The sequence below is a fragment of the Bacteroidales bacterium genome (assembly GCA_013314715.1).
Lineage (GTDB): Bacteria > Bacteroidota > Bacteroidia > Bacteroidales > GWA2-32-17 > Ch61.
Window position 1 is genome coordinate 38,297 of record JABUFC010000013.1, and the last position, 25,891, is coordinate 64,187.

The following is a 25,891-nucleotide window of genomic DNA, read 5'->3' on the forward strand; positions in this document are numbered from 1 at the left end:
AAAATGATTATGGATATAAATGCTTTTATCAATCGTACCAAAAACTTAATTGTTAAACCTGAAGAAGAATGGAAAACCATTGAAGCTGAACAAACCAAAGCTTCAGTAGTATTTAGCAATTTTGTATTACCTTATTTAGTGCTAAATTTTATAGCGTCTATTTTAGGAAGCTTTTTGTTTGCTGGTAGGATTTTGTTTTATAATCCTATATATTATGGCATTGCTACTGCATTGACTTCCTTTTTGGTATATGTAATTGTACTTTTTGTAACTCCTGTTATTATTAAAGCTTTAGCATCATCTTTTGGAACCGAGGTAGATAAAGATAAGGCATTTAAATTAGTGGCTTATTCGTTTGTTCCTTCTTATATAATAGGAATTTTGGTCGGTATTTTGCCCTTATTAGGTATTTTAGGAATTTTAGGTTTGTATTCATTATATGTATTGTGGCATGGCTTTGGCTCTTTACTTCATACTCCCGAAGATAAAAAAGTTGGATTTTTTATTGTAAGTATCTTAATTATTATTGGAGAATATTTAATATTAGGCTTTATTTTAGGGGCTATTTTATTGGGATTAATTGCTGGAAGTTTTTATATGATGTAATACTGTAAATGAGCAAAGAGAAAATAATTGCTAAAAACAAAAAAGCATATTTTTTATACGAAATTGTAGAGGTTTTTACAGCAGGTATTGTACTTACAGGAAGCGAAATTAAGTCTATTCGTGCAGGTAAAGTTAATTTTGTTGATTCGTATGCGATACTTATAAATGGCGAATTAATTTTAAAAGGCTTACATATTGCACCATATGAGCATGGTGGATATGCTAACCACGAACCAACACGCGACAGGAAATTGTTGTTGACAAAAAGCGAAATAAACAGAATTAATAGAAAAGTTACAGAAAAAGGATTGACGTTAGTTCCTTTATCTTGTTTTATTTCTGAAAAAGGTTATGCAAAGCTCGAAATAGCTATTGTTAAAGGTAAAAAGGCATTCGATAAACGTGAATCAATTAAAAAGAAGGATAACGCTCGCGATACAGAACGTAATTTAAGCGATTATTGATCGAAGAAGTAATCGTTCAACTCGTAAATATCTTCAATAGTTAAGTTAGTTTGCATATCGAAAAATTTATCGATAGCTATGTTTATTTCTTCTACTGAAATATAACCATCGTTGTTTAAGTCAATGGGTTTAAACTTAGCAGGCATTTCTTCGTAAGAGCGTTTGAATTTTTTGGTTTTTGATTTTTCGGGACAAAGTGATGGAAAATAATCGCAAAGGTTTTCCATAGGAACGGCATTAGGTGGGTTCGAAAGAGCAATAAGTTCATCTTCGGTATAAGTTACACCTTTAAGATTTACAAGTGCATTTTTCTTCGATTCGGGTTCGTCGTCTCTGTAATCGGGAATTCCGTCGGCATCTTTGTCTATGGGGCATCCTTTGGTATCTACTTTCGTATTAACAGGGGTTTCGGGACATTCGTCCCAAAGGTCAATGACTCCATCGCCATCTTCATCTTCTTTGTCGAGCATTGCAAAATCAACATCGCCAAAATGACTTTCCATTGGGGTTAGTTTTGGAGGGCTAAACAAATCGTATGAAATAGTAAAATAAGTAAATAAAAAATGATCGCCTTTTTTATCTCCTTTTCGCGAGCCTTCGCCTTTATTGCTTACATTATCAATGTTGTCGTTAAAAGTAAAATGATAGCTAACACCAACTTTGGCTTTAAGCCTATGGGTATATTTATATTCTAAGCTAAAATCGATAGGAAATGCGATGGCCACTTGTGGATATTTACCAACCCCATCAAGGTTCAATTCGCGGAGATCGGTTTCGTATTTATAATCACGATGAAGCATTATGCTGGTAAGTTCGTTGCCTTGGTTTTCGTCAACATTGCGAATAGTCCCATCGCTCCAATAATGATATAAATTTCCATTGGCATCGTATAAATCAGCCTTCGAATTAAATTCAAAAGATTCAATACCTATTGCTATTGTGGGAAGCAGACGAGATGGCTTTTTAATGAGGTGAAGGAAATTGTATTGTGCCATAGCGCCGCCTATTAAAGCATCGGTTTGAAAGTTGATAAATCGGCCTTCGGTTTGGGTGTTTCCTGTCATTTTTCCATATATAACATTAAAGCGAAGGTCGAAATATTTGTTGATGGTGCGTGAAATTACAAAATTCCACGCTCCTCTTCCTACGGTTGGGTGTGTTGAATAATTGTCGCGGACATCGCCTATAAAAGTGAAAAATCCTCGTCCAATACCAATAATAGGTTTATAAACAAGTTTTTCGGGTTGGGGTGTTGTGTCGAGTAAAATATATTCATAAGGGCTGGGACCTTTAAACATATTAGAATCAATAGGCTCTTCTTGGGCATATAACAATGTTGTTGTTAAAACAAAAAAAAGTATGAAACCTATTGAATATTTTTGCATTTGTATAAATTTTCAACTTTTATACGCAAAGATACAACGAAAGTTTTATTTTTTTTACTGTATCCATTTTTGATTTGCTATCATGAGTGCTTCTTGAACAGTAATACGTGTCCCGTTATTGTAGGCCGATACAAAAGCATCGTGAATGGGAGTGTTTTGCCATATTTGAATGCGTTTGTCTCTGGCTTCCTTATATAATCCAAAGGAGCCAACAGTGTATTTGTGCCAACCTTCGTGTTGTTCTACTTGTACAGGTTCATTAATATTAAAAGTTTTGAAGTAATAGCGTGGGTTAACAGGTTTATGCCCTGCTGCTATTTGAACTCTAAACTTTATGCCAGTTTCGGGAATATTGATTTGTTGATTGTTTTTATTTTGTTTCGATTGTTTTTGAGTATTATTTTGATTGGAGGTGTTATTAACTACCATGGATTCATTATTCTTATTTTTTTGTATTGTATTGTTATTTAAATTTTGTTGATTATTTTTATTGTTTGTATTAATTTGAGCGGTTTCGTTATTATTACTGATATTGATTTGATTAACTCGTTGTTGTTTTTGTTCATTCACAGATGCCATAATGGCTGAATTTAAAAATTCGCGATTTTGAATGGATTTAATTTTTGTTGCTTCGTTTTCAATATATGATAAAGAGCCCGTTAGGTTGGGCATTTCGCTTACACCATCTTTGGGAGTGAGTTTATAAGACACAATAAATTGCTTTTGTGGAGGAAGTGACATCCATAAAAATTTTACAGTATTGTCTTTAAAAGAAAAGATAGCTTCATTATTTTCGATGGCGGTAGCGGTATAGCCTTCAGGGATTTTTTCTTGAATTTTAGCAAACTTGTCGCGAGGTAAATTGGCTGTATTTACAAGTAAACTAACTATTATTTCATTGTTAGTCCTTTCTACTTGTCGATAACAGAAAATATTATCTAGCTGAAAATCATTAGAGGCTTGGGTTTGAATGGTGTCTTGAGCTTGATTGTTATTAGCTAGATATCCAGTTGGTCTGATAATAACCGATACAGTGGGAGATTCTACATTTTTACGTTCGTTGTTTTCGATATAACTAAAAATTCCTGTTAAAAAGAGAGGACCTTCTGCTGTGGGGTCAATGTTGATTTTGTAAGAGAATGTAATTTGACTATCCCTTGGCAAGCTAAGCCAGCCCACTATGATTCTTTGATCTTTAAAGGTAAAATCACCACTCGGAATGTTTAATGCTTCGGCAGTATATCCTACAGGCAAATTTTGTTGATAGCGTGCAAAACTATTAACATTACCTTTATTTATAGTAACTTGAATAATGATAGATGAGCCTACTACCGCTTCTTCAGGTGCCTGAATAGAAACCGATACAGGATCTTGAAACAGTGATAATATTAAAAAGCCAATAAAATTAAATATGTAAAATAAATATTTTATCATTAACAATAGTTAAGACTAAGTTTTAGTTTCAAATGTAAATATTATATTTGAATGTATCATTTTTTTACAAAAAAATATTAACAATTGTTGATAAATAATGTTCATAACTTGCAATGTTCATATTTTATGAGCAATACAAAAGTATTAAAAAATTGTTAATAAGTCAAATTATTAACCATATATTTGAACATTTTTTCTTAAAAACAAAAAAATGAACGTCAAATTTTAATGAAAGGTTATTCGTTTTTTATTACTTCAAATGTTTTAATTGCACATTTTTTTATTTCAACATTATTATTGTCGATGGCGATATAACCCAATTTGACGGTATAAGTGCCCGGTTTTTTGAAAATTCTTTCGCAGGTTTGTCCGGTAGCTTTATAGCCATCGCTAAACATCCAAACATATTGCTTAATGTTTCCATTCGGTAAGTATGATTCTTGTCCGTCAAAAACAACTTTTTGGCCTATAAAAATGGTATCGGGATGTGTAATATAGGGTTGAATAGGTTTTTCGAGCAACATGTCGTAGTTAGCTACTTCTTGTATTTCATTTGAAATAGTATCAATCATAATAAGCGTAACATGATAGTTGCCATAATCGTTAAAACAGTGGTCAGCTTCCCATCCATTGACTTGGGTGCTGTCTCCAAAATTCCATTGGTAAATAACAGGCAACGTATCGAGATATTGCGAAGTTTCGTCTAAAAAGTGATAACAAAGGTTCTTTTCGATCATGGTATCGCATTGTTCAAAGATGGGTAAATTTGAATAAAACCGATATATATCATCGGTTTTTTTACGGTCAGATGAGAAAAATCCTTTTTCAAAACTCGAGTCGCAAAAAAATGAAATATCATTGGCAGTAGAATTAATAGGTTCGGGAAGTACAGTAGCAGGTTGCCATTGCAAATTTTCTTGTTCTGAGAAGTAAATATCAAATTTTTTAGTGCTATCGCGATTCGATGAAAAATATAAACGATTAGCAATTAAATAAGGATAGATTTCGTCTTTGGCAGAGTTAATGGCTTTGCCTAAATTGATGGGTGTATCCCATGTGGTATCTTTTTTCTCAGAAACATAAAGGTCAAAACCACCATATCCACCGGGCATATCCGATGAAAAATACAAAAAACGACCATCGGGAGAAAGACTTGGGTGTCCTAATCGATAATAATTATTGTTGTATGGAAAAGCTTTAACAATAGGTGGAAAACCATGACTGAAATCATAGAAGAATAGACCTACAGGTGCCTTGTGTTTTTTACCACCTTTAATATAAAAATTCTGACTTACTACAAAAGTATCGCCCCAAGCAATAGCCGGACCATCGTGAAAAGTGGTATTGATGTAATGAAGCATGGAGTCAATGCTAGTTTTTACAATTTTATCATTTTGAAGATAATAAACATCGTAAAAAAATTTATTATCGCTGGTTTTGGTGCTTTGAATGGCAGTTGTTTTTTTATTGCTGGTATAAATCAACCCGTTTTTATAAATAAAGGGAGCTATCTCGCTGTAATCGTTCGTGTTTATTGATTCATGAATGACTTCTATGTACGATTGTGCTTCTCCAAAAAGAAAGCTAAACACAAAAAACGCTATAATACCTACCCTTATCATCGTTAAAAGAATCTTGTTGAATAAACATTGTATTGCCTGATGAGTTCGTATCTCAGAACAATTTCATTCGATCCTGTGGTTACTTTTTGTAAGGGAGAAGTTGTAAAATCATGGGCATAACCCAATCGTAATTGTTTATTGATTTGATATTCCATTGAGAAAACCAAAGCATCGGCTGTGCGAACGGAAACTCCTAATGATAACGTATTCATTACAATAACCGACAAGTTTAAATCAATCTGACCATCGTTTTTAATAGCTTTAAAAAAGAACGATGGATGAAGTTGAATGTCTTTACCTAAATTAAAAACAAAACCGGATGCTAAATATGAAGTTAATGCTTTGGTATTGATGCTATCGTAAGCTTGCAATGAATTATAGCCAAAAGAAGAGAGTAGAGGTAAAGAATAAGAGAAATAAAAATGTGGAGCATAATAATAAATTCCAAAGCCTGCATCAAATTTTGTTTGATGAAAAACCACTCCGTCAAAAACTTGATCGTTGGGTTGGTTGGTTTTTACTTGTGAGAGGTCTGCTTTAAATGAGGTAATTCCCGTTTTTAAGCCAAAAGCAAGGTTTCGTTTGCCTTCTTTCATGCGAATACGGTAAACATAATTTACACCTAAGCCTGTAAAGCGGCTAACACCTATTTTATCGTTAAATGCAATGAATCCTGCGGCTAAGTTTAACTTTTTTAATGGAGTATGAAAGCCAAAATTCATGGTTCGAGGTGCGCCTTCTAAACCTGTCCATTGCTGGCGAGCCATAAGATTGGCTGAAAAAACTTCGCGACTACCGGCATAGGCAGGGTTTATTATTTGTCCGTTCATGTAAAATTGGCTTAACGATTGAAAATATTGACTTTTTCCAATCATTGTAAGGCATAGTATTCCATATAGTAATAGCCACTTTCTCATCGTTTCAAAATAATGTAACCACTTGCTTTTACTTTGTTGTTTTTCTGAACTATGTAAAAATAGGTGTCGTCAGGTAACACATGACTGTTTAAATCTTTACCATCCCAGTCGTTGGCATATGGTTCTTTTTCGTAAACCACATTTCCCCATCTATTGAAAACTGTGAGTTTATAATTGTCAGTTGGTTCAATTCCATGAATTACGAAGTGGTCGTTTGTACCATCACCATTGGGCGAGAATCCTTCAGGGATAAATAGGCTTTTCAGCTCTATGGCAATATCATCGAAAACAACGGGACAGTTGCCATTTGAAACTGTCCATCTAAGTATATTAATTCCTTCGGCGAAATTGCTTACAGTGGTATTTGGATTATGAAGATCTGAAAATGTAGCTTGTCCTTCAATTACTTGCCATGTGCCTTGTCCTGTATTGGGGATAGAGGCTTGCATCGTAATGGGGATGTTCTCTGAAATAATTATATCGGGTCCGGCATTGGGGATTTGTGGTGGTTCATAAAAAGTAAGTTGTATATGATTCGTATCTATACAAGGTCCATTTTTTACTTCCCAGATCAGTGTGAAAGTTCCGTAGTTAGAGCTTTGAACTTGTGCATTAGGATGATGTATGTCGTTAATGCCGATATGGGTAGGAACGGTCCAAGTTCCTATGCCGGGTGAAGGATTTTGAGCTTGTAAAGTAGCACTGTTTCCGCACAATTCCATACTTGAGGCATGGGCACTAACAGGGCTAAAACCATGAATAATAATACTATCGGTTGGAATAGTACCATTACATCCACTGGCATCACTAAGTTGAGTGATAGATATGATATACAAAGGTTGATTGATGTTAATGGTGTATTCAGAATCGGCTTGTGTTTGGTTAACATTATAAATCGTTCCGTTTACAGTAAATTGAATATTCCAAGGTGAAGTTCCATCTATATGGGTATGAATATGTACCCATAAATTGGGCGTTAAACAGAGGCTGTCGTTTTCAACTAAAGAGTAACTTATAGAAGGTGGTACATTACCGATAATGCTTATTTCGTTGCTGTTTGAACTGCAATTGCCAATTTGAATAATACGACGATATTGTTTTTGTCCAATAGCGAAGTTTGGTAAGTAACAAGCAGAAGTTGCACCTGGAATGTTTTCCCAATTGCCATTGTTAAGCCATTGCCATTGATAGCTTACGTTTTGACCTTGAGTATTTACTACTTCGATAATGGTATCCATAGGTGCACCTTCGCAGAAATGGGTGTGCTCAATAGATATTTGATTGTTAGGTAAAATAATGGGATAAATAGCAAACGTATTACTGGTATCGATGCAAACACCAGAAGTTACGATTCGAGCATAAAAAGTAGTATCGAAAATAGCAGGTGTGCTGTATGCTTGGAATTGATTAGGTCCCAAAGCAGAATTCCAGTTGATAGAGTCTTGACTTTGAACCCAATGATAAGTATAGCTTCCTGAACCACCAGCAGGGTTTACGTTAATACTACCAAGCCAAACAACAGAACCTTGACATACATGAGCTGTACTACCAAGTCCTAACGTCGATTGTATAAGATTTCCAATAATTGGAGGGAGTAAATCAATAGTTACAACATTACTGGTGTCGAAGCATCCATCTTGTTCAACAATGCGGCGGTAGTAATAATAACGATGCGAAGAATAATCATTTAAAGTAAAAGTAGCAAAGACCGTTGTATCGGGTAATAGTTCCCATTGATTTAAATCGTAGCTGATTTGCCAAATAAAATGCAAAGTTCCTATTGCTCCGCTTACAACACCATCGATATTACCTTGGGCAAAACCACAATATTGTTTAATGGTGTCAATATTATTTATATAGATATGGTTAGCTGTAAGAGTGTTGATTTTATATAAAGTTATAATATTCGATGAATCGACACATCCATTAAAATAAACAACACGTTTGAATCGAACCATATTGTTAAATGGTGGAGGGGTAATAATATAACTCGTTATGCCTGTATTTGTCCATCCACTACCAGTATTCATTAGCCATTGATAAGTATATCCGTTTTCATTATTCCCTTCAATAGGTAGAGGGGTTTCGTTCGCACAATAAACGGAATCGGCTGTATAAATTTGATTGTTGATGGTAGTAACATCAATATGAACGGTATTGCTGGTATCGCTACATCCACCACCTAAGATAACTCGCTTGAAATAACTACTTGATGTTGCTATCCAGTTATAATTTTGGTTATAGTTTATATTGGGTGCTGCATACCAATCGAAGCCATTAGGGCTATATTTCCATTGATATGAAATGGTGCCAGCTCCTGAAGGGACAGAACCAGTAATAGTTATACTGTCGTTTGCACATGCTTGACTTTGGGTTAGTGAAATATTGTTGTTTTGCAATTGCGTTGTATAACTAATCGTTTTAGAAATTGTAATACTGCAATTATGAGCATCGGTAACTGTGATAACATAGTTGCCAGCACATAAATTATTTAAATTAGCAGGATTGATAGTGTAAGGCGATGTGCCTCCTATGGGAGATACAGTAATGGAACCATTGCACGAATACGAACAACTAGTATTGGTAATAGTGGTATTTATGGTAAGCGGTTGTGGTTGTGTAATAGTTACAGAATTATTAACCGTACAACTATGGCTATCATAAACGGTTACATTGTATGTTGTTGCTGATAATCCTGTTGCTGTTTGATTTGCTTGGCCATTGCTCCAATGGTAAGTATATGGTGGAACTCCGCCCGATGCAGAAACGGTGGCGGTACCATTATTACCGCCATTGCATAATACATTTGTTTGGCTTATGGATGAAGTTAAAATCGGTGGTTGGTTAATTAAAATAGTATCAATAACCGAGCATCCCATATTATCCGATATGGTTACTGTATATGTGCCTGCTGTAACATTATTTATAGAGTGAGTTGTGTTACCATTACTCCAATTATAGGAATAAGAGCCAGAACCTCCGGTAACTGAAATGTCTGCACTCCCTGTGTTTTGTCCATAGCAGTTTACATGATTGATTTGAATGTTTAATTGTAAGGGGACGACCGTAATAGTAACTACATTGCTTGTGTCGTTTTCAATAACACTACCATCAGACGACAAAACGATTCGTCTAAAGTAGGTTGTTTGTGATAAAGGTGATGGCTGATAATTGGCTTGATTATTCACTCCTGGACAATTATTCCAAGTGGTTTGATTGGTACTGCATTGCCATAAGTAAGATGTATAAAAAGGCGATTCATCACCTGTTAACATATGAGGCTGGATTCCCGGACAAACCGAATGATTGGAACCGATGATGTTATTACTGAGCAAACAATTTAAACGTAATTGAAAGTTATTTGTTGCCATTCCATTAGCTCCGTCAGTGCCTTTGTATAATGATGAACAAGCATTGCCTGCTAAGCCTTTTGAAACATTAATAGTAGGTGAAGGACCACTAAATGTAGAATAATAAACAACGCCTCCGCCTCCACCACCACCCGAGCCACGGCAAGTTATGTTATTGCTGCTACCTCCGTTACCGCCCAGAGCATTAAGCAAAATATTTCCATTAATAATTGGAGATATAAATACAACCGAACCACCTCCTCCGCCACCACCGGCACTTTCGTAAGTGGTAACTAGATTCACCGATTCGCCATTTGCTGTAATTTGCTTATTGTTAGCTACAATGTTATTAGCGATAATGATAATAATTCCACCACCATTTCCACCTTTGGTAACGTCGTTAGAGTATTGTTCGTAAGTTCCGGTTCCACCACCTCCACCCATAAATAATTTTTGAGCAACGGTACCTGTGGTACTTAGAATATTTAATCCTCCAATACCTCCATAGTTTTGATTTACCAAAATACAAGCATCACTTTCTCTACCTCCGTTACCACCTGCTCCGGCATTACTACCTCCTCCTCCAGCCGAATTGATGCCATTACCGCCTCCACCTCCATTGATAAATTTTCCTCTTCCTCTAGCAAAATTTAATGGAAGTTGAGCGATACCTTCGCCTTTTAATCCAGCAGAATCATAACCATTTACGGTATAATAATAACTGTATATGCCACCGCTAGCCTCGTTTGAACATTTATTAAGCGAGTTGATTACAGGTGAATTCGCTCCTCTAAAACCTTTTCCGGTAACATCTATATTGGCGTTAAGGGTTAGTGTACCATTAACAAACATTACTAAAATTCCTCCTTTTGTACCATCCCACGGGTCGCAAGTGAGGGTAGTATTTACGGTTGCGTTTGTGTAAGTTTTTACTTTAACGACTTGAAATAAATTATCATCATAATTGTTTAATAGTGGGCAAGAAAGTGTAATGATTTTATTGACTCCGTCAATGGATTGAATGATTGAAAAATCGTAGTTTCCTGCATTTCCAATGTTAAGAATATCTCCAAATGAGCTATTATTGGTGAGGACAGGAATAGCTCCTTGAGCTTGATAAATCAAAATAGTGTCGTTTACACTAAATAATGCAATTTGATTGATTTTTAACTGAGTTGAACTTATTTGGTGTATACCCGAAGCATAGCTATTGATTACGCCTCCAATGATTGCATTTTGTGCCTTTAAAAGAAAAGGCAAAAGAAAAATCACTATGAAAAAAAAGTATTTTTTCATTGTAAGGTTTTAATCCAATTAGTTAGGTCAAAGTTATCAAAATTACCTGAACTCATGAGCAAAATTACAACATTCTTTTGAATAGACGAAGATAAATAATCAAACAGTTGCCTCGATTGACTAAAAATTTTTAGATTTGTTGATTTAAAGCCACTTTGAATGTCATCGGGTTGTAAGTCAGGTAGTTTTTTTAGTGCTAAAGCGTGTGGATTAAAATAAACAATGGCTTCGTCGCTAAAATTCATGCTGCCTGCATATTGAGGTAAAAAGTTTTTTTGTAAACTACTATAAGTATGCAATTCGAGGCATGCAATGAGTTTTTCTTCATGATAAATAGACTTTATTGCTTGTATAGTAGCTTTAACTTTGGAGGGAGCATGGGCAAAATCGATGAATACAGTAATGTTTTTTTCTTTGTTGAAGTACAATTTTTGTAAACGTTTATTAGCACCTTCGAAAGTTGAGATAGCAGCATAAAAATCTTTATCGCTAATACCGAGTTCGTTGCAGACAAATTTTGCTCCTTGTATGTTTTGTAAATTATGATTTCCAAAAATATTTATAGGCACTTTTTGGTCATTAACCATTAAGAAGGTTTGTTGATTTTCAACAATAGCATCGTGTTCTTTGTAGGGGATTGATTTTATATCGTTTCGAAGTTGTTGGGCAATTTTTTGCAATTCGTTATCGCCTTGATACCAAACAAGCGAACCCTGAGGTTCAATAAGATCGGTAAAAATTTTAAATTGCTCAATGTATTTTTCAAAAGTTGGAAATACATTCATGTGGTCCCAAGCGATTCCGGTTATAAGAGCTATATGGGGCTTGTAAAGATGAAATTTAGGGCGCAAGTCGAATGGGGCTGTAAGGTACTCATCTCCTTCAAAAACCATGATGGGTGCATCGTCCGAGAGCGATACCATGCGTTCAAAACCTTTTATCTGTGCACCAACCATGTAATCAAATTTTAATTGGCAATGTTTTAATACATGCAGAATCATGGAAGTAATAGTTGTTTTACCATGACTACCACCAATGACGACTCTTTTTTTATGTTTAGCATGTTCGTATAAAAATTCGGGATAGGAGAAATATTTTATTTGAAGTTCTTGTGTTTTTAAAAGTTCTGGATTGTCGGGTCTGGCATGCATGCCGACAATAACTACATCGATTTGTCGATTAATTTTGTCGGGAAACCACCCCCAGGCTTCGGGCAAAAGACCAGCATTTTTAAGTCTCGTGTATGAGGGTTCAAAAATTTCGTCATCGCTTCCGGTTACTTTATGACCTTTTTTTGCTAAGTCTAAAGCTAAGTTGTGCATCGCACTTCCACCAATAGCTATAAAATGATACCACATAAAATAAATTATAATTTTAGTAATTTTAAGCCAAAAATTTTGTTAAAAGTACCAAAAAATATGAAGCTAACAATCATTGAAACCGAAAATTTTAAAGTAGATGGCGGCGCTATGTTTGGAGTTATTCCCAAGTCGATGTGGCAAAAGGTGTATCCGGCTGATGAGAATAATATGTGTAATTTGGCTAATCGCTTGTTATTGATTGAAATTAAAGACAGAAAAATATTGGTTGATGCCGGTATTGGCAATAAACACGATGATAAATTTCTTTCGCATATATATGTTAATGGCGAAGGTAATTTGCTTAAGTCACTAGCGAATAATGGTTTTTCTACTGCTGATATTACCGATGTTGTTTTTACCCATTTACATTGGGATCATTGTGCTGGTGCTACTTATTACAATAGCAATAGAGAATTATGCCTTACTTTTCCTAATGCACAATATTGGGTCAGTAAAAGCCAATGGGAGTGGGCACTTAATCCGAATGCTCGCGAAAAAGCTGCCTTTCAAAATGAAAATCTTATTCCACTTCAACAAAGTGGTAGGTTGAATTTGATTGAACATAATACAGTTTTATACGACAATATTGAGCTACGAATATACGATGGTCACACTATGGGCATGATTTCGCTTATACTTCATAACAATAATTCTGTATTAGCGGTTCCGGCCGATTTAATTCCTACTGCTGCACATATTCCATTACCATGGATCTCGGCATATGATATACAACCGATGCAATTGTTAAAAGAAAAAAACGATTTCTTAAACGAAGCATGGGAAAAACAGTGGATATTATTTTTTGAGCACGATATTCATACTGAATGCTGTACACTCGATAAGACAAACAAAGGAATAAAAGCAAAAGATTTTCTTCCTTTATCAGCCGTAAAATTATGAATAAAGAAAAAGTTAATCCCACCGAAGTTTTATCGTGGGTAGATGGAAAAATAAAGTCGTCTAATCGATTATTGTTTATAGAGAACGCTATTTGGCAACCCGGAAATGAACGAAAAGAAAGGCTATTGTTGCAATATATTAATGCTATAGCCAACCAAGGAGGAGGAACAATTGTGTTTGGTTTACAGACTTACCGTCGTAGGGCACATAATATTATTGGTATTGACAAAAATGAAGGTTCAGAATTTTGGTTAAAAACTCTCATTAAAACAAATATATCGCCTGTAATAGAGAATATTGACATCTATTCGCTTCGCATAAATGACAAAAACCTGTTAGTTCTTACGATTGAATCGAACGATGCCCCGTATATGATTATAGACGATGGTTTTTATGGATGGAATGATATAAAACCACGGAAATTACTCGAACAAGAGATTCGTCAGTTATACCAAAACAGTCATAAGCCTCAACTCGAGTATGTAGGAGTGATTAATACGCAAGGGGTGGCCTTATTAGAAAATGGTATCCCGACTTCTATTCAGTTTTATCCTAAGTTTCTTATTCGAAATGCCGGAACTGCTCCCGAAAAAGATTATAAAGTAGAATTTTGGTTTCCTTCATCGCTAACAGATGCTAATTTTAGTCCTTTACAGCAATATTTTCATCGTTTAGATGGGGTTTACTCTGTTTTTTCTATTCCTGGCAAAACAACCCTTTTTCAGGATGAAGTATATACTATTGCCGAAGCGAAATTAACTGTTCACATCGAAAATATAGAAGATTTTTTAGAGCACGACTTTCTCATTCATTTATTTTATTCTAAAGGGAAAAAAACATATCGATTCAAGCTTTCTGAAACCTTTCATTATCAAAAGCAAAAAATATTAAATGATAATGTTTTTAAACAAAAATTCTTAGAATAATGTTTATTTTATTGTAAGCTAAATTTATACGTAATGGTTCCTCGTTGTAATTCGGGAGCATCGGGCTTTGCGTCGAATTTGGCTTTCATGGCAGCACTATAAGCAGCATCCAGATAGGGTTTAGATAGTATAGTTGTACCTTTAATTCCTGCATTTGCTTTTACAACGGTGCCCGTTCGATCTACAAAAATTTCGACGACTACTTTACCTTGTTCATTACCTGGATAGGTTGGTCTTGGTAAGCCTCCTTTAAGGCCTCTTCCTCCAAGGCTATATGAATTGCCTCCACCATCGGGACTTCCGTGATGGCTAAGTGCATTGGGATCTCCATTCGGATTGCCTTGGTTGCCAATGCCATTCCCTTCGCCTTCACTTTGGCTATTTGTATTTTGATTTCCAGGGAAAAGAGCATTCTGATTAATGGTTCTTTGTGTCTCTTGAGTTTGGGTAGTTTGATTATTAACAGGTTCTGTTTGTTTAGGTTTTTTGTTTTGATTTGTTTTTATGGCAACGGCTTCTTCAAAATCTTGTGTTATATTACTTTCTTCAGTATTTTGTGGATTTGATTGCATTTGTTGTGTTTGTTGCGAAGGTTCCATATTGCCACTTCCATCTTCGGTTGTACCAAAATTAACGAGTATCCCTTTTTCGCCAGGGAGTGGGAGTGGGGTATGTAAGCCAAGTAATATAAGAAGAGCTACCACTATTCCATGAAAGAGAATGGTAACGATTAAGCTACTTTTATTGATCGATGAAGTGCTCATTATTACTGTGGTTGTGTAGCTAATATTAGTTTATACTTATTGTTTTTAGCAATATTCATTACTTTAACTACTTCTTCAATTGGTACAGTTCTGTCGGCATGAAGCGAAATGGTTGGGGCTTCGTCTGGATTTGTTACTGTACCTAGTTTTTGTTGTAAAACAGATTCTAAGTTTTCGATACCGACATTTTCTGTTTCTACATAAAATTGTAAATCGGCAGTAATAGAAATGGTTGTAATAGGTTTATTGGCTTGCACCTGACTATTGCTTCGGGGTAGTAATAATTTAAGTGCATTGGGCGAAATAAGTGTGGATGTTATCATAAAAAATATAAGTAATAGGAATACTAAATCAGACATGGTCGATGTGCTGAATTCGGTACTTACTTTATTGCGTGAACGAATGGCCATATCAAATTATTTTACAGGTTCATTTAGTAAATCCATAAATTCAGTAGTACTGCGTTCGAGTTGATATACAAGGTTTTCGATGCGAACAACAAGATAGTTATATGCGATATAAGCAATAATACCAACAATAAGCCCTCCCACAGTGGTAACCATAGCTTCGTAAATACCACTTGAAAGAAGGGTAATATCGATGTTGTTGCCTGCATTGGCCATGTTGTAAAATGCTTTTACCATACCGGTTACCGTACCTAAAAAACCAAGCATAGGCGAGGCACCAGCAGCTGTAGCTAGAATGGCAATACTTTTTTCGAGATTGGCAACTTCGAGTTTGCCAACATTTTCTACTGCTGCATTTATGTCGTTGAGTGGACGTCCTATGCGGTTGATCCCTTTTTCAATCATACGTGAAAGAGGCGAATTTTGAGCTTTACATAAGGCTAGAGCATTATCTATTTTTCCGTCAAGGATATATTCGCGAATGTTGTCCATAAATTTGTCGTCTTTTTTGTTTGCATTTCGAATAGCAATAAAACGATCGACAAATACATAAATAGTAATAATACTGATTATTCCTAAGACAATCATAATCCAGCCACCTTTTAGGGCTAGGTCCCATAACGAAAGCGTTAGTTCTCCTTGAGCTGGAACAGTTCCAGCAGCTGTAGTTGTAATCTGCAAAAACATCATACCTCGATAGAATTAAAGTTTAAATAATTGCACTAAAATAAGCATGAAGTAATAACGCAGTAATAGGTTAAAATATTATTTATTAACATTCAATTGTTGAATGTAGATTTACTTTTAAAGTAGTTATTTATTATTGAATTCTTTAATAAGCTGATCGAGTTGTTCAATTTTTTGTGGTAAATGTTTAAAATGTACATATGATTTTTGATAATCTTTAATAGCAAAGGCTGGTGAGCCTTGTAAAATAATGCCTTTTTCTGTAACATTAGAACCGATACCCGATTGAGCAGCTATTTTTACTTCATCAGCAATTCTTAAATGGCCAGCGATGCCAACTTGTCCGCCAATCATACAATATTTGCCAATTTTGGTCGATCCAGAAACACCACTTTGAGCAGCAATGACGGTTCCTTCGCCAATTTCTACATTATGTCCGATTTGAATGAGATTGTCTAATTTTACCCATTTGCGAATGATGGTACTTCCCATGGTGGCTCTATCGATGGTTGTGTTGGCTCCTATTTCAACATAATCTTCTATAACTACATTGCCTAACTGAGGGACTTTTTTGTTTGAGTGGTCGTTGGCAGTAAATCCAAATCCATCGGCTCCTATTACTGAGTTTGCATGAATAATGCAGTGGTTACCTATTACACAATCTTTATATATTCTAACACCAGAATGAATAATAGTGTTTTCGCCAATAATTACATTTTCGCCAATAAAAACATTTGGATATATTTTTGCATTGTTGTGAATAATGGCATTTTTAGAAATATAAGAAAAAGCACCTATATATACCTTATTGCATAATTTTGCGCTCGTATGAATATACGATGGATATTCTATTCCAGTTGGATGGTGTTCGGTTTCTTTTTGGCATATTTCGAGTAATTGAGCAAAAGCTTTGTAAGCGTCGTTTACACGAATTAGAGTACATTCAACTGGATGAGATGGAGTAAAATTATTATTAATTAAAACAATGCTCGATTGAGTCTGATATAAATATTTTTCGTACTGGAGATTGGACAAAAAAGAAAGACAACCCTTTTTGCCTTCTTCAATTTTAGCAACTGAGTCAACTTCTATATTCTCATCACCCTCAACAGTGCCATTCAGCATTTCAGCTATTTGTTTTGCTGTGAGCTTCATTTTTATGTTTTTTTTACAAAAGTACGATGATTTTTTGGAATAAAAAAGGTTATTCTTTGCATTCGGGTATAAAACATAGAAAGTACTTAACAACATTTTTCGAAAGCACATCAATATTTAAAATATCAGAAGCATCGGCAATATCTAATAACTTACCATTTTTATATAAAATGTTGATTTTATTGTCGTGAGTGCTGTAGGCATGATTTTCGGCCGAATCGGAAAAAACAAGGAAACTGGCTTCTTCTTCGCTAATGTTTAAAAAGGTTTTGGCTTTTTTACGGTATAGGGATATTTTGTTTTCATCGTGAGGTTGGCGTTGAATTTCAACTTTAAAAAGTTTACGTTCGATAAAACGCTTTGATAAAAACGAAAGAATTTTATCGTCTGATTGTGCCCATTGTTTAATCCATACTGAAACTTCGGCATCGTCAATTTGAGCAAAAAATTCAAGCCACTGAGGCTCCATTATTAAATCTTCGTATTGCAATTGATTCGCCCAAAAGGTGTGTAATAATTTTGGAAGTGTCAATTTGTTTTGACGAAACAGAAATTTTGCACGTCTTAATATTGATAGCAACATAAGTTCGGCAGCCAATACTGTTTTGTGCAAATATACTTGCCAGTACATAAGTCGTCGGGCAATTAAAAATTTTTCAATGGAGTAAATGCCTTTTTCTTCAACAGCTAAACTGTCGTTAGAAACCGTAAGCATTTTAATAATTCTTTCTGTGCCAATAACTCCTTCGGAAACACCGGTAAAAAAGCTATCGCGTTTTAGGTAATCAAGACGGTCCATATCGAGTTGACTGGAAATAAGTTGATGGAGAAAACGCTTTGAATATAAATTTTTAATGATGTCGATAGCCTTGTCTAAACCACCTTCTAGTTCTTTGTTGAGGTGACACATGAATGCGTAGGTGAGTTGTTCGTGCTTAATACCTTGTATAATAGTTCCTTCTAATGTATGAGAAAATGGACCATGTCCAATATCGTGAAGTAAAATTGCTAATAATACCGCTTCTGATTCGGATTCGGTAATGTCAATGCCTTTTGATTTTAATACTTCGATCGCTTGTTGTGTTAAAAAGTAGGCTCCTAAGGAGTGTTGAAAACGAGTATGCATAGCACCTGGATAAACATAGTAAGCCATGCCCAGTTGTTTTATATTTCTAAGTCGCTGAAACCAACGATGACTAACAATATATGAGCCCTTTCCAGCTGGCATTTCGATAAAACCGTGTACGGGGTCGTTGACAATCTTAATTTTATGTTCCATATGCTTCTTTTAAATTATACAAAGTTCATTATTTTTAGGCGAATAAGCAATGTTTTTGAAAAAAAATAAAAATTTTAAAATTTAAAATTATTTTTGAAATACGAAACATTTTAAAATATGAAACGTAAAATTTTATAGAAAAGGCTTTTAACCCTAAAATAATTTACAATGATGCTAGATTTTTCTAAAATGATTTTAACAAAAGTAAGTTTCGATCCAAAGCTTTTCCACAAAGAGCTCAGAAAATTGTTATTGTGGTTAGGTGACGACCGCGATGAAGTAGAAAGTCTTTATGAGTGGTGCAATGAGAATTATGGCGATATTTATGGCGAAATTATCTCAGAAGAATTTAAAAATTTTGGTTATCTTGATTAGCTTTGGACGATAAAACTATTTTTGTTATTACTATTTACCGGGATGCCAGTAAAGAGGCATCCCGTTTGTTTTTATTGAACTTCTATTTTTTGTTTATATATCTTATCTTTAGAGTATATTTTTATGATATAAAATCCCGATTTTAAGTTATTTATTTCTAAAAATTTTTTTTCACTTTTCCATGTTTCTTTTTTTATTTTTATTCCCGTTAAGGTTTCTATTTCAATAATAATAGGATATTTTAATTTTGCTAAGTTCTTAAAATATAATTGGTTTGATGCAGGATTGGGATAAGCGAATGTGGGATTTATTTCTATGTTTTCAATATTTTCATAAGTGAGATAAAATTTTCGAAAAAAATTCCAGATTTCAATAGCATAATCAATATCGTTGGCAGGATAATAGAGCCACTGATGATCGGCTCCAATTGCTTTGAAAAAAGCGACATCGGCCTTATGTTGTTCGCTATTATAATAATACGATTCAATTGTTATGCTGTCGGATATAATGTTTGGATATGTATAAAACTCATAATGAGTGTCGCATTGGTTGTTTTGTACCCAAAATTGAACCGTTGCTTCGGCGTTAAGTCCATATTGATTGGAAGAGTATGATACTTGCGAATCGTTGGTGCCATGGAAATGTGCAATAGGAACGTTACGTGAGGGATTACAATTTAAACTTGCACCAATCGTGCCTGCTACCGATGCTATTGCTGCTACCATATTAGCTTTTTCGCATGCCATACGTTGCGACATAAATCCACCCATCGAAAAACCACAAAAATAAATTTTCTGTGTATTAATATTAAAATGATTTCTAAGACTATCGATGATTGCCAATAAAAAGCCAACATCGTCCACATTCGAATTTAAAATAAATCCCATATAACTCGCTCCCGAATTCCAAGCTGTACCAGCAATGCTGTTAAGTGCTTCGGGATAAATAGTTATAAAACCAGCCGTATCGCCGATATGATGCATACCAATATTTTGAAAATTATTGATATTATCGCCTAATCCATGTAAACAAAATACAACAGGAACAGGATTTTGTGGGTTATATGGATGAGGAACATATTGTAGGTATTTTCGAGTTTGACCACCAAAGTTCATCGTTATTAATTGTTGCGAAAAAAGATGATAGTGAAATAAGCCCAAAATCAAAAAAAATACAAATTTCTTCATACAAAAAATTTTTTCAAATTTAATAACTAAATCGATTCAGTCAAAAAAAATATTTAAGAAAAAAATGTGAATCAAATGTTTCACAACATAAAAATTCAAAATGTTTTGTAGTAACTTCGAAGCGTAAAAATCTAATATTTAAGTCTTAAAAGCACTATGGCAAAACGAAAAATTCAATTTAGTCTTGTGTATCGTGATATGTGGCAATCGTCGGGCAAATATGTTCCACGTATTGATCAACTTAAAAAAATAGCTCCTGTAATTATTGATATGGGATGTTTTTCGCGTATTGAAACGAATGGAGGTGCTTTTGAACAAGTGAATTTGCTATATGGTGAAAATCCCAATCAAGTGGTTCGCGAATGGGTAAAACCTTTTAACGAAGCGGGTATTCAGACTCACATGCTTGAGCGAGCATTGAATGGTATTCGCATGTTCCCTGTTCCAGCCGATGTAAGAAGGCTTATGTATAAAGTTAAAAAAGCACAGGGAGTAGATATTGCCCGTTCATTTTGCGGATTAAACGACTATAGAAACCTTGAATTATCAATAAAATATGCTAAAGAGGCCGGAATGATTTCTCAGGCTGCTTTGTCTATTACTCATAGTCCTGTTCATACGATTGAACATTATATGGGAGTAGTTGATAAAGCAGTTGAATATGGAACAGACGAAATCTGTTTAAAAGATATGGCTGGTGTTGGGCGCCCTGTGTTTTTGGGCAAATTGGTGACTGAAATTAAAAGAAAATACCCACATATTAAAGTCCAGTATCACGGGCATTCGGGACCAGGTTTATCTATGGCTTCAACACTCGAAGTGGCAAAGGCAGGAGCCGACTATATTGATGTTGCCATGGAACCTTTGTCGTGGGGAATGGTTCACCCCGATGTAATTTCAGTACGCGAAATGTTGCACGATGCTGGTTTTGAAGTTCCCGAGATTAATATGACTGCCTATATGGAAGCCCGACGATTAAATCAGGAATTTATAGATGAGTGGTTAGGACTATTTATCGATTCAAAAAACCGTTATATGTCGTCGTTGCTTTTAGGTTGTGGGTTGCCAGGTGGAATGATGGGAAGTATGATGGCCGATTTGAGAGGAGTTTTAGATGGCATCAATAATACGTTAAAAAATGCAGGTAAACCTACTTTAACACAAGATCAGATGCTTGTCAAATTGTTTGATGAAGTTGCTTATGTTTGGCCTAAATTAGGCTATCCTCCATTGGTTACACCTTTTAGTCAATATGTTAAAAATGTTGCCTTGTTAAATGTTATGTTTATGTTACAAGGCAAAGAGCGTTATCAAATGATCGACAAAAATACTTGGGATATGATTTTAGGTAAAGCTGGTAAGCTACCTGGCGAATTAGCACCTGAAATTATTGAATTAGCTCAAAAACAAGGAATGGAATTTTATACTGGAACGCCTCAAGATGCTTATCCCGATGAATTGGATAAATACCGGAAGCAAATGGCTGACAATGGATGGGATGTTGGACAAGACGAAGAAGAACTTTTTGAATTAGCTATGCACGAACGTCAATACCTTGATTATAAAAGTGGATTAGCTAAAAAACGCTTCGAAGAAGAAGTTCAAAAAGCTCGTCAGTTGCTTGCTACCTCAAATCAAACACAAGTTAATGTTGAGAAAAAAGAAACGGCTAAATCTACTCAGGTGCAAACTGTTGTCGATTTGCCTAACGATGCCAATCATAAACATTTAGTTGCACCTATTAAAGGTAAAGTTGTTTTTGGATTTCACGAGATTATTGAAGATAAGTTTGTTAAAGTGGGCGATAGCGTTAAAAAAGGTGAGCGTATTTGTTACATATATTCCGAATTATTTCAAGGATTCGAAGAAATTACTGCACCCGAAGATGGGGTTATTACCCATATTGTTGTAAAACAGGGTTCATCTGTTAAAAAGGGTGAAACATTAGTGGTTATTAAAGTTAATCAACCTGCCGAGATAGAAAAAAAAGTTTCTTAATCTTTAAATTATGAGCCAGAATTTAATAAGTGATTTGCAAAAATTAGGTATTAGTAACGTTCAAAAATTGTATTATAATCTTTCGTACGATGAGCTTTTTAAACACGAAACCGACGAACAATTAACCGGTTACGAAAAAGGATTTGTTACTAACTTAGGCGCAGTTGCGGTAGATACAGGAATATTTACAGGACGAAGTCCAAAAGATAAATACATTGTAAAAGATAGCGAAACCGAAAATAAAGTTTGGTGGGCAGGTGCCGGTAAAAAAGGCTCCGATAATAAGCCGATTAACGAGGAACAATGGGATTATCTTTTAAATATAGCACAAAAACAATTAAGTGGCAAAAAACTCTATGTAAACGATGTTTATGCAGGGGCAAACCATAATACTCGCCTTAAAATACGTGTTATATCTGAAATAGCATGGGCATCGCATTTTGTTAAAAATATGTTTATCCGTCCTACCGACGAAGAATTAAAAGACTTTGAACCCGATTTTATTCTATACCATGCATGTAAAGCTGTTAACCCTCGTTGGAAAGAAATGAACATGAACAGCGAAGTCTTTGTGGTTTTTCATTTAACAAAAAAAATGGCAGTTATTGGTGGTACTTGGTATGGTGGCGAAATTAAAAAAGGTATCTTTACCGTTATGAATTATTTTTTACCCTTAAAAGGTATTGCTGCCATGCACTGCTCTGCCAATGTTGGCGAAAAAAATGATACAGCTTTGTTCTTTGGTTTGTCAGGAACCGGTAAAACTACATTATCTACCGACCCTGAACGTATGCTAATTGGCGACGATGAACATGGTTGGGACGACGACGGAGTATTTAATTTCGAAGGTGGATGTTATGCTAAGTGTATAAACCTCAATCCCGAAAAAGAACCAGATATTTATCATGCCATTAAAAGAGATGCGTTGTTAGAAAATGTTGTTTTTGACCCTAAAACAGGCGAAATTGATTTTAATAGTGCTGCCAAAACAGAGAATACTCGTGTATCATATCCTATTTATCATATTAAAAATATTGTAACACCGGTTTCGAAAGGACCGCATGCGCAAACGATTATATTTTTGAGTGCCGATGCTTTTGGAGTATTGCCACCGGTTGCTATTCTTAGTAAAGATGAAGCCATGTATTATTTTTTAAGCGGCTATACAGCAAAACTTGCAGGAACAGAACGAGGAATTATAGAGCCTGTGCCTACATTTTCAGCCGCATTTGGAGCCGCATTTTTGCCATTGCACCCTACCGTTTATGCTCAGGTATTAGCAAAAAAAATGGACGAACACAACACCAAAGCATATTTAGTAAACACCGGTTGGATTGGTGGAGCTTTCGGAACAGGTAAACGTATTGATATTGTTGCTACACGAAATATAATTAGAGCTATTTTAAACGGAAGTATTCAGCACGTTGAAACCGAAAAAATGCCTATTTTCAACCTCACCATACCTAAACAATTACCCGGCATCGATAGTAAATTATTAAACCCTCGAAATGCTTGGTTAGACGCTTCTGCTTACGATAAACAAGCCAAAATGCTTGCTATTAAGTTTATAGAAAACTTCACAGCCTTTACCGATAACGATGAAGGTAAGCGATTGGCACAATTTGGACCTATACTAAAATACAACTAAATGCTAAAATATTTGATTTAAAAAATATTTATTACTTTTGCACCACGTTTCGGTCCGTAGCTCAGCTGGTAGAGCACGTGACTCTTAATCATGGGGTCGAGGGTTCGATTCCCTCCGGACCGACTATAAAAATAAGGGGTTTCAGACGTTTTAAGTTTGAAGCCCTTTTTTCATTTGCACACCCTTTACACGCAAAAATATACGGACAGTGTTTTATAGTTAAGACCTTTGCAAAACTCCTTTTTTCTTCTCATGTAATTGAAAATAAGATTGATTTTTTTACGATTACTGTTGTTTTATTCTAATTTTGCAAAGGTCTTGATTTATATTTGCAACATGTATGTACGAATTATAACATCACTGAATTCGCTCTCAAAAAGCCGTTCAAATAGTTGAATATGCATGATGGGAATAAAATAAAACAACGTATGGTTCGACATGTAGGAACTGCACTTAATGATGATGATTTAAAACGGCTCAAACATATCGCCATAGCTTTATGCTTATCGCGACAGTTACAATATCGTATTGTGAGTGTTAGAAAAGGAAGTCTAATCACAAATTATACGTCAATCGTTGTAAAGTGTACAACTAATTATTTTACGTGATAAAAAAAATGAATAATCGCTCTGGTATTACGTCAAATATAACTCAACAAACAAAAAAATTTTATCAATCCGTTGGCTTAAAAAGATCAAATATTCCATTTATGATCGAATAAAGCATTGACATATAATTACTTGTAAAATCATGTAGTGCCTACATGATTTCTTATGTGTTTGTATATCATTTACTTAAATATAATAGGTGGCGAAGTCGTGGGAAGATCCCGAAACAAGTTCGGGATGACGAATGGTGAGTGAGTATTGCCTATTTCAAAAGACAACCATACTACCCTCCAACCGTCATGCTGAACTTGTTTTAGCATCTCCTCAAATTACAACACTACCTCCCGACCATCATACTGAACTTGTTTCAGCGACTCCTCAAACTACAACACTACCTCCCGACCGTCATACTGAACTTGTTTTAGCATCTCCTCAAACAACAACACTACCTCCCGACCATCATACTGAACTTGTTTTAGCATCTCCTCAAATTACAACACTACCTCCCGACCGTCATACTGAACTTGTTTTAGCATCTCCTCAAACAACAACACTACCTCCCGACCGTCATACTGAACTCGTTTCAGTATCTCCATAAAACCCAACACTCACCCATAAAACGTCATACTGATTTTATTTCAGCATCCAGTCAAAAAACATCATTCACATCATGAAACCTTTGCAAAACTCCTTTTTTCTTCTCATGTAATTGAAAATAAGATTGATTTTTTAACGATTACTGTTGTTTTATTCTAATTTTGCAAAGGTCTTATTTTCTGATTTTTCTAATTTTATAACGCTTAAATAAACATTATTTCTGGAATATAATAATAAATATCAATATGTTATTAACAATCACATATTTGCATGTTAATAGCCTTGCAAAGAACTTAATCCTTGTTTTTCCTATTGTAGCAAAAGGATTCGTCCGAATGCCGACTACAAAAAACACTGCTCAGGAATTTAGTTCGCTTTGACTCCTAAATTCCTATTCGGAACGAAAATGGACCATGTACTTCGACACCCACATTTCCAAATTTCCTAATTTTCACATTACCATGTCTTAATCCTTGTTTTTCCTATTGTAGCAAAAGGATTCGTCCGAATGCCGACTACAAAAAACACTACTCAGGAATTTAGTTCGCTTTGGCTCTTAAATTCCTATTCGGAACGAAAATGGACAATGTACTACGACTACCACATTTCCAAATTTCCTAATTTCCACATTACCATGTCTTAATTCTTGTTTTTCCTATTGTAGCAAAAGGATTCGTCCGAATGCCGGCTACAAAAAACACTACTCAGGAATTTAGTTCGCTTTAGCTCCTAAATTCCTATTCGGAACGAAAATAGACCATGTACTACGACTCCCACATTTTCAAATTTCCTAATTTCCACATTACCACGTCTTAATCCTTGTTTTTCCTATTGTAGCAAAAGGATTCGTCCGAATGCCGACTACAAAAAACACTACTCAGGAATTTAGTTCGCTTTGGTTCCTAAATTCCTATTCGGAACGAAA

The 25,891-nt window shown here is 35.0% G+C and carries 20 protein-coding genes and 1 tRNA gene; 9 read left to right on the top strand and 12 right to left on the bottom strand.

Annotation, left to right across the window (positions count from 1 at the left end; translation table 11 throughout):
* Positions 1–9 precede the first annotated feature (9 nt).
* Positions 10–606, top strand: a complete 597-nt coding sequence (locus HPY79_04535) for a YIP1 family protein (GenBank protein ID NSW45063.1) — start codon at positions 10–12, stop codon at positions 604–606.
* 8 nt (positions 607–614) lie between these two features.
* Positions 615–1,070, top strand: a complete 456-nt coding sequence (smpB, locus tag HPY79_04540) for an SsrA-binding protein SmpB (protein ID NSW45064.1) — start codon at positions 615–617, stop codon at positions 1,068–1,070.
* Here the strand turns inward: smpB and HPY79_04545 are convergent.
* From HPY79_04545 to HPY79_04570, 6 genes are all read right to left on the bottom strand, one after another.
* The gene (locus HPY79_04545; GenBank protein ID NSW45065.1) at positions 1,064–2,455 is read right to left on the bottom strand and encodes a hypothetical protein; all 1,392 of its coding nucleotides are present in this window, start codon (positions 2,453–2,455) and stop codon (positions 1,064–1,066) included. The genes smpB and HPY79_04545 overlap by 7 nt on opposite strands.
* A gap of 54 nt (positions 2,456–2,509) precedes the next feature.
* Positions 2,510–3,889 (bottom strand): hypothetical protein, encoded by a 1,380-nt coding sequence (locus tag HPY79_04550; GenBank protein ID NSW45066.1) that lies wholly within the window; start codon positions 3,887–3,889, stop codon positions 2,510–2,512.
* Positions 3,890–4,125: 236 nt separating this feature from the next.
* On the bottom strand, positions 4,126–5,511 hold the full coding sequence (locus tag HPY79_04555; GenBank protein ID NSW45067.1) for a PKD domain-containing protein: 1,386 nt from the start codon (positions 5,509–5,511) through the stop codon (positions 4,126–4,128).
* Positions 5,512–5,513: 2 nt separating this feature from the next.
* Positions 5,514–6,428: a type IX secretion system membrane protein PorP/SprF gene (locus HPY79_04560; protein ID NSW45068.1), complete on the bottom strand. Its 915-nt coding sequence runs from the start codon at positions 6,426–6,428 to the stop codon at positions 5,514–5,516.
* Complete coding sequence (locus HPY79_04565) at positions 6,425–11,050, bottom strand: gliding motility-associated C-terminal domain-containing protein (GenBank protein ID NSW45069.1); 4,626 nt, start codon at positions 11,048–11,050, stop codon at positions 6,425–6,427. The genes HPY79_04560 and HPY79_04565 overlap by 4 nt, the downstream gene beginning before the upstream one ends.
* Positions 11,051–11,070: 20 nt before the next feature.
* Complete coding sequence (locus tag HPY79_04570) at positions 11,071–12,432, bottom strand: peptidoglycan synthetase (protein NSW45070.1); 1,362 nt, start codon at positions 12,430–12,432, stop codon at positions 11,071–11,073.
* 60 nt (positions 12,433–12,492) lie between these two features.
* Here HPY79_04570 and HPY79_04575 point away from each other — a divergent pair, with 60 nt between their 5' ends.
* Together HPY79_04575 and HPY79_04580 are read left to right on the top strand one after the other, a co-directional pair.
* On the top strand, positions 12,493–13,335 hold the full coding sequence (locus HPY79_04575) for an MBL fold metallo-hydrolase (GenBank protein ID NSW45071.1): 843 nt from the start codon (positions 12,493–12,495) through the stop codon (positions 13,333–13,335).
* Positions 13,332–14,261, top strand: coding sequence for an ATP-binding protein (locus HPY79_04580; GenBank protein NSW45072.1), 930 nt, complete (start codon positions 13,332–13,334; stop codon positions 14,259–14,261). The genes HPY79_04575 and HPY79_04580 overlap by 4 nt, the downstream gene beginning before the upstream one ends.
* A gap of 8 nt (positions 14,262–14,269) precedes the next feature.
* Here the strand turns inward: HPY79_04580 and HPY79_04585 are convergent, their stop codons facing one another.
* From HPY79_04585 to HPY79_04605, 5 genes are all read right to left on the bottom strand, one after another.
* Entirely contained in the window at positions 14,270–15,025 is a 756-nt protein-coding gene (locus HPY79_04585) for a hypothetical protein (protein ID NSW45073.1), read from the bottom strand.
* A 2-nt stretch (positions 15,026–15,027) separates the two neighbouring features.
* Positions 15,028–15,435: a biopolymer transporter ExbD gene (locus HPY79_04590; GenBank protein ID NSW45074.1), complete on the bottom strand. Its 408-nt coding sequence runs from the start codon at positions 15,433–15,435 to the stop codon at positions 15,028–15,030.
* A gap of 6 nt (positions 15,436–15,441) precedes the next feature.
* Complete coding sequence (locus tag HPY79_04595; GenBank protein ID NSW45075.1) at positions 15,442–16,122, bottom strand: MotA/TolQ/ExbB proton channel family protein; 681 nt, start codon at positions 16,120–16,122, stop codon at positions 15,442–15,444.
* Positions 16,123–16,245: 123 nt separating this feature from the next.
* Positions 16,246–17,274 (bottom strand): UDP-3-O-(3-hydroxymyristoyl)glucosamine N-acyltransferase, encoded by a 1,029-nt coding sequence (gene lpxD / locus HPY79_04600; protein NSW45076.1) that lies wholly within the window; start codon positions 17,272–17,274, stop codon positions 16,246–16,248.
* 49 nt (positions 17,275–17,323) lie between these two features.
* Entirely contained in the window at positions 17,324–18,553 is a 1,230-nt protein-coding gene (locus tag HPY79_04605) for an HD domain-containing protein (GenBank protein ID NSW45077.1), read from the bottom strand.
* Positions 18,554–18,721: 168 nt separating this feature from the next.
* Between HPY79_04605 and HPY79_04610 the strand changes: the two genes are divergently transcribed.
* Positions 18,722–18,928, top strand: coding sequence for a hypothetical protein (locus HPY79_04610; GenBank protein ID NSW45078.1), 207 nt, complete (start codon positions 18,722–18,724; stop codon positions 18,926–18,928).
* Positions 18,929–18,999: 71 nt separating this feature from the next.
* On the opposite strand, the gene HPY79_04615 is transcribed toward HPY79_04610, so the two are convergent.
* Complete coding sequence (locus HPY79_04615; protein NSW45079.1) at positions 19,000–20,115, bottom strand: T9SS type A sorting domain-containing protein; 1,116 nt, start codon at positions 20,113–20,115, stop codon at positions 19,000–19,002.
* A gap of 156 nt (positions 20,116–20,271) precedes the next feature.
* On the opposite strand from HPY79_04615, the gene HPY79_04620 reads away from it, so the two are divergent.
* From HPY79_04620 to HPY79_04635, 4 genes are all read left to right on the top strand, one after another.
* Positions 20,272–22,113 (top strand): oxaloacetate decarboxylase, encoded by a 1,842-nt coding sequence (locus tag HPY79_04620; protein ID NSW45080.1) that lies wholly within the window; start codon positions 20,272–20,274, stop codon positions 22,111–22,113.
* A 10-nt stretch (positions 22,114–22,123) separates the two neighbouring features.
* On the top strand, positions 22,124–23,761 hold the full coding sequence (gene pckA / locus HPY79_04625) for a phosphoenolpyruvate carboxykinase (ATP) (GenBank protein ID NSW45081.1): 1,638 nt from the start codon (positions 22,124–22,126) through the stop codon (positions 23,759–23,761).
* 50 nt (positions 23,762–23,811) lie between these two features.
* A tRNA-Lys gene (locus tag HPY79_04630) sits at positions 23,812–23,884 on the top strand.
* Between the two features lie 729 nt (positions 23,885–24,613).
* Positions 24,614–24,967 (top strand): hypothetical protein, encoded by a 354-nt coding sequence (locus tag HPY79_04635; GenBank protein ID NSW45082.1) that lies wholly within the window; start codon positions 24,614–24,616, stop codon positions 24,965–24,967.
* The last annotated feature ends 924 nt before the right edge of the window (positions 24,968–25,891 follow it).

Excerpts from the sequence above, each read along its gene's own strand:
- HPY79_04575 (NSW45071.1), top strand. The coding sequence starts at position 12,493 with ATGAAGCTAACAATCATTGAAACCGAAAATTTTAAAGTAGATGGCGGC.
- HPY79_04635 (NSW45082.1), top strand. The coding sequence starts at position 24,614 with ATGGTGAGTGAGTATTGCCTATTTCAAAAGACAACCATACTACCCTCC.
- HPY79_04595 (NSW45075.1), bottom strand. The coding sequence starts at position 16,122 with ATGATGTTTTTGCAGATTACAACTACAGCTGCTGGAACTGTTCCAGCT.
- smpB (NSW45064.1), top strand. The coding sequence starts at position 615 with ATGAGCAAAGAGAAAATAATTGCTAAAAACAAAAAAGCATATTTTTTA.
- lpxD (NSW45076.1), bottom strand. The coding sequence starts at position 17,274 with ATGAAGCTCACAGCAAAACAAATAGCTGAAATGCTGAATGGCACTGTT.
- HPY79_04590 (NSW45074.1), bottom strand. The coding sequence starts at position 15,435 with ATGGCCATTCGTTCACGCAATAAAGTAAGTACCGAATTCAGCACATCG.
- HPY79_04605 (NSW45077.1), bottom strand. The coding sequence starts at position 18,553 with ATGGAACATAAAATTAAGATTGTCAACGACCCCGTACACGGTTTTATC.
- HPY79_04545 (NSW45065.1), bottom strand. The coding sequence starts at position 2,455 with ATGCAAAAATATTCAATAGGTTTCATACTTTTTTTTGTTTTAACAACA.
- HPY79_04610 (NSW45078.1), top strand. The coding sequence starts at position 18,722 with ATGATGCTAGATTTTTCTAAAATGATTTTAACAAAAGTAAGTTTCGAT.
- HPY79_04580 (NSW45072.1), top strand. The coding sequence starts at position 13,332 with ATGAATAAAGAAAAAGTTAATCCCACCGAAGTTTTATCGTGGGTAGAT.
- HPY79_04570 (NSW45070.1), bottom strand. The coding sequence starts at position 12,432 with ATGTGGTATCATTTTATAGCTATTGGTGGAAGTGCGATGCACAACTTA.
- HPY79_04615 (NSW45079.1), bottom strand. The coding sequence starts at position 20,115 with ATGAAGAAATTTGTATTTTTTTTGATTTTGGGCTTATTTCACTATCAT.
- HPY79_04555 (NSW45067.1), bottom strand. The coding sequence starts at position 5,511 with ATGATAAGGGTAGGTATTATAGCGTTTTTTGTGTTTAGCTTTCTTTTT.
- HPY79_04550 (NSW45066.1), bottom strand. The coding sequence starts at position 3,889 with ATGATAAAATATTTATTTTACATATTTAATTTTATTGGCTTTTTAATA.
- HPY79_04560 (NSW45068.1), bottom strand. The coding sequence starts at position 6,428 with ATGAGAAAGTGGCTATTACTATATGGAATACTATGCCTTACAATGATT.
- HPY79_04535 (NSW45063.1), top strand. The coding sequence starts at position 10 with ATGGATATAAATGCTTTTATCAATCGTACCAAAAACTTAATTGTTAAA.
- HPY79_04585 (NSW45073.1), bottom strand. The coding sequence starts at position 15,025 with ATGAGCACTTCATCGATCAATAAAAGTAGCTTAATCGTTACCATTCTC.
- pckA (NSW45081.1), top strand. The coding sequence starts at position 22,124 with ATGAGCCAGAATTTAATAAGTGATTTGCAAAAATTAGGTATTAGTAAC.
- HPY79_04620 (NSW45080.1), top strand. The coding sequence starts at position 20,272 with ATGGCAAAACGAAAAATTCAATTTAGTCTTGTGTATCGTGATATGTGG.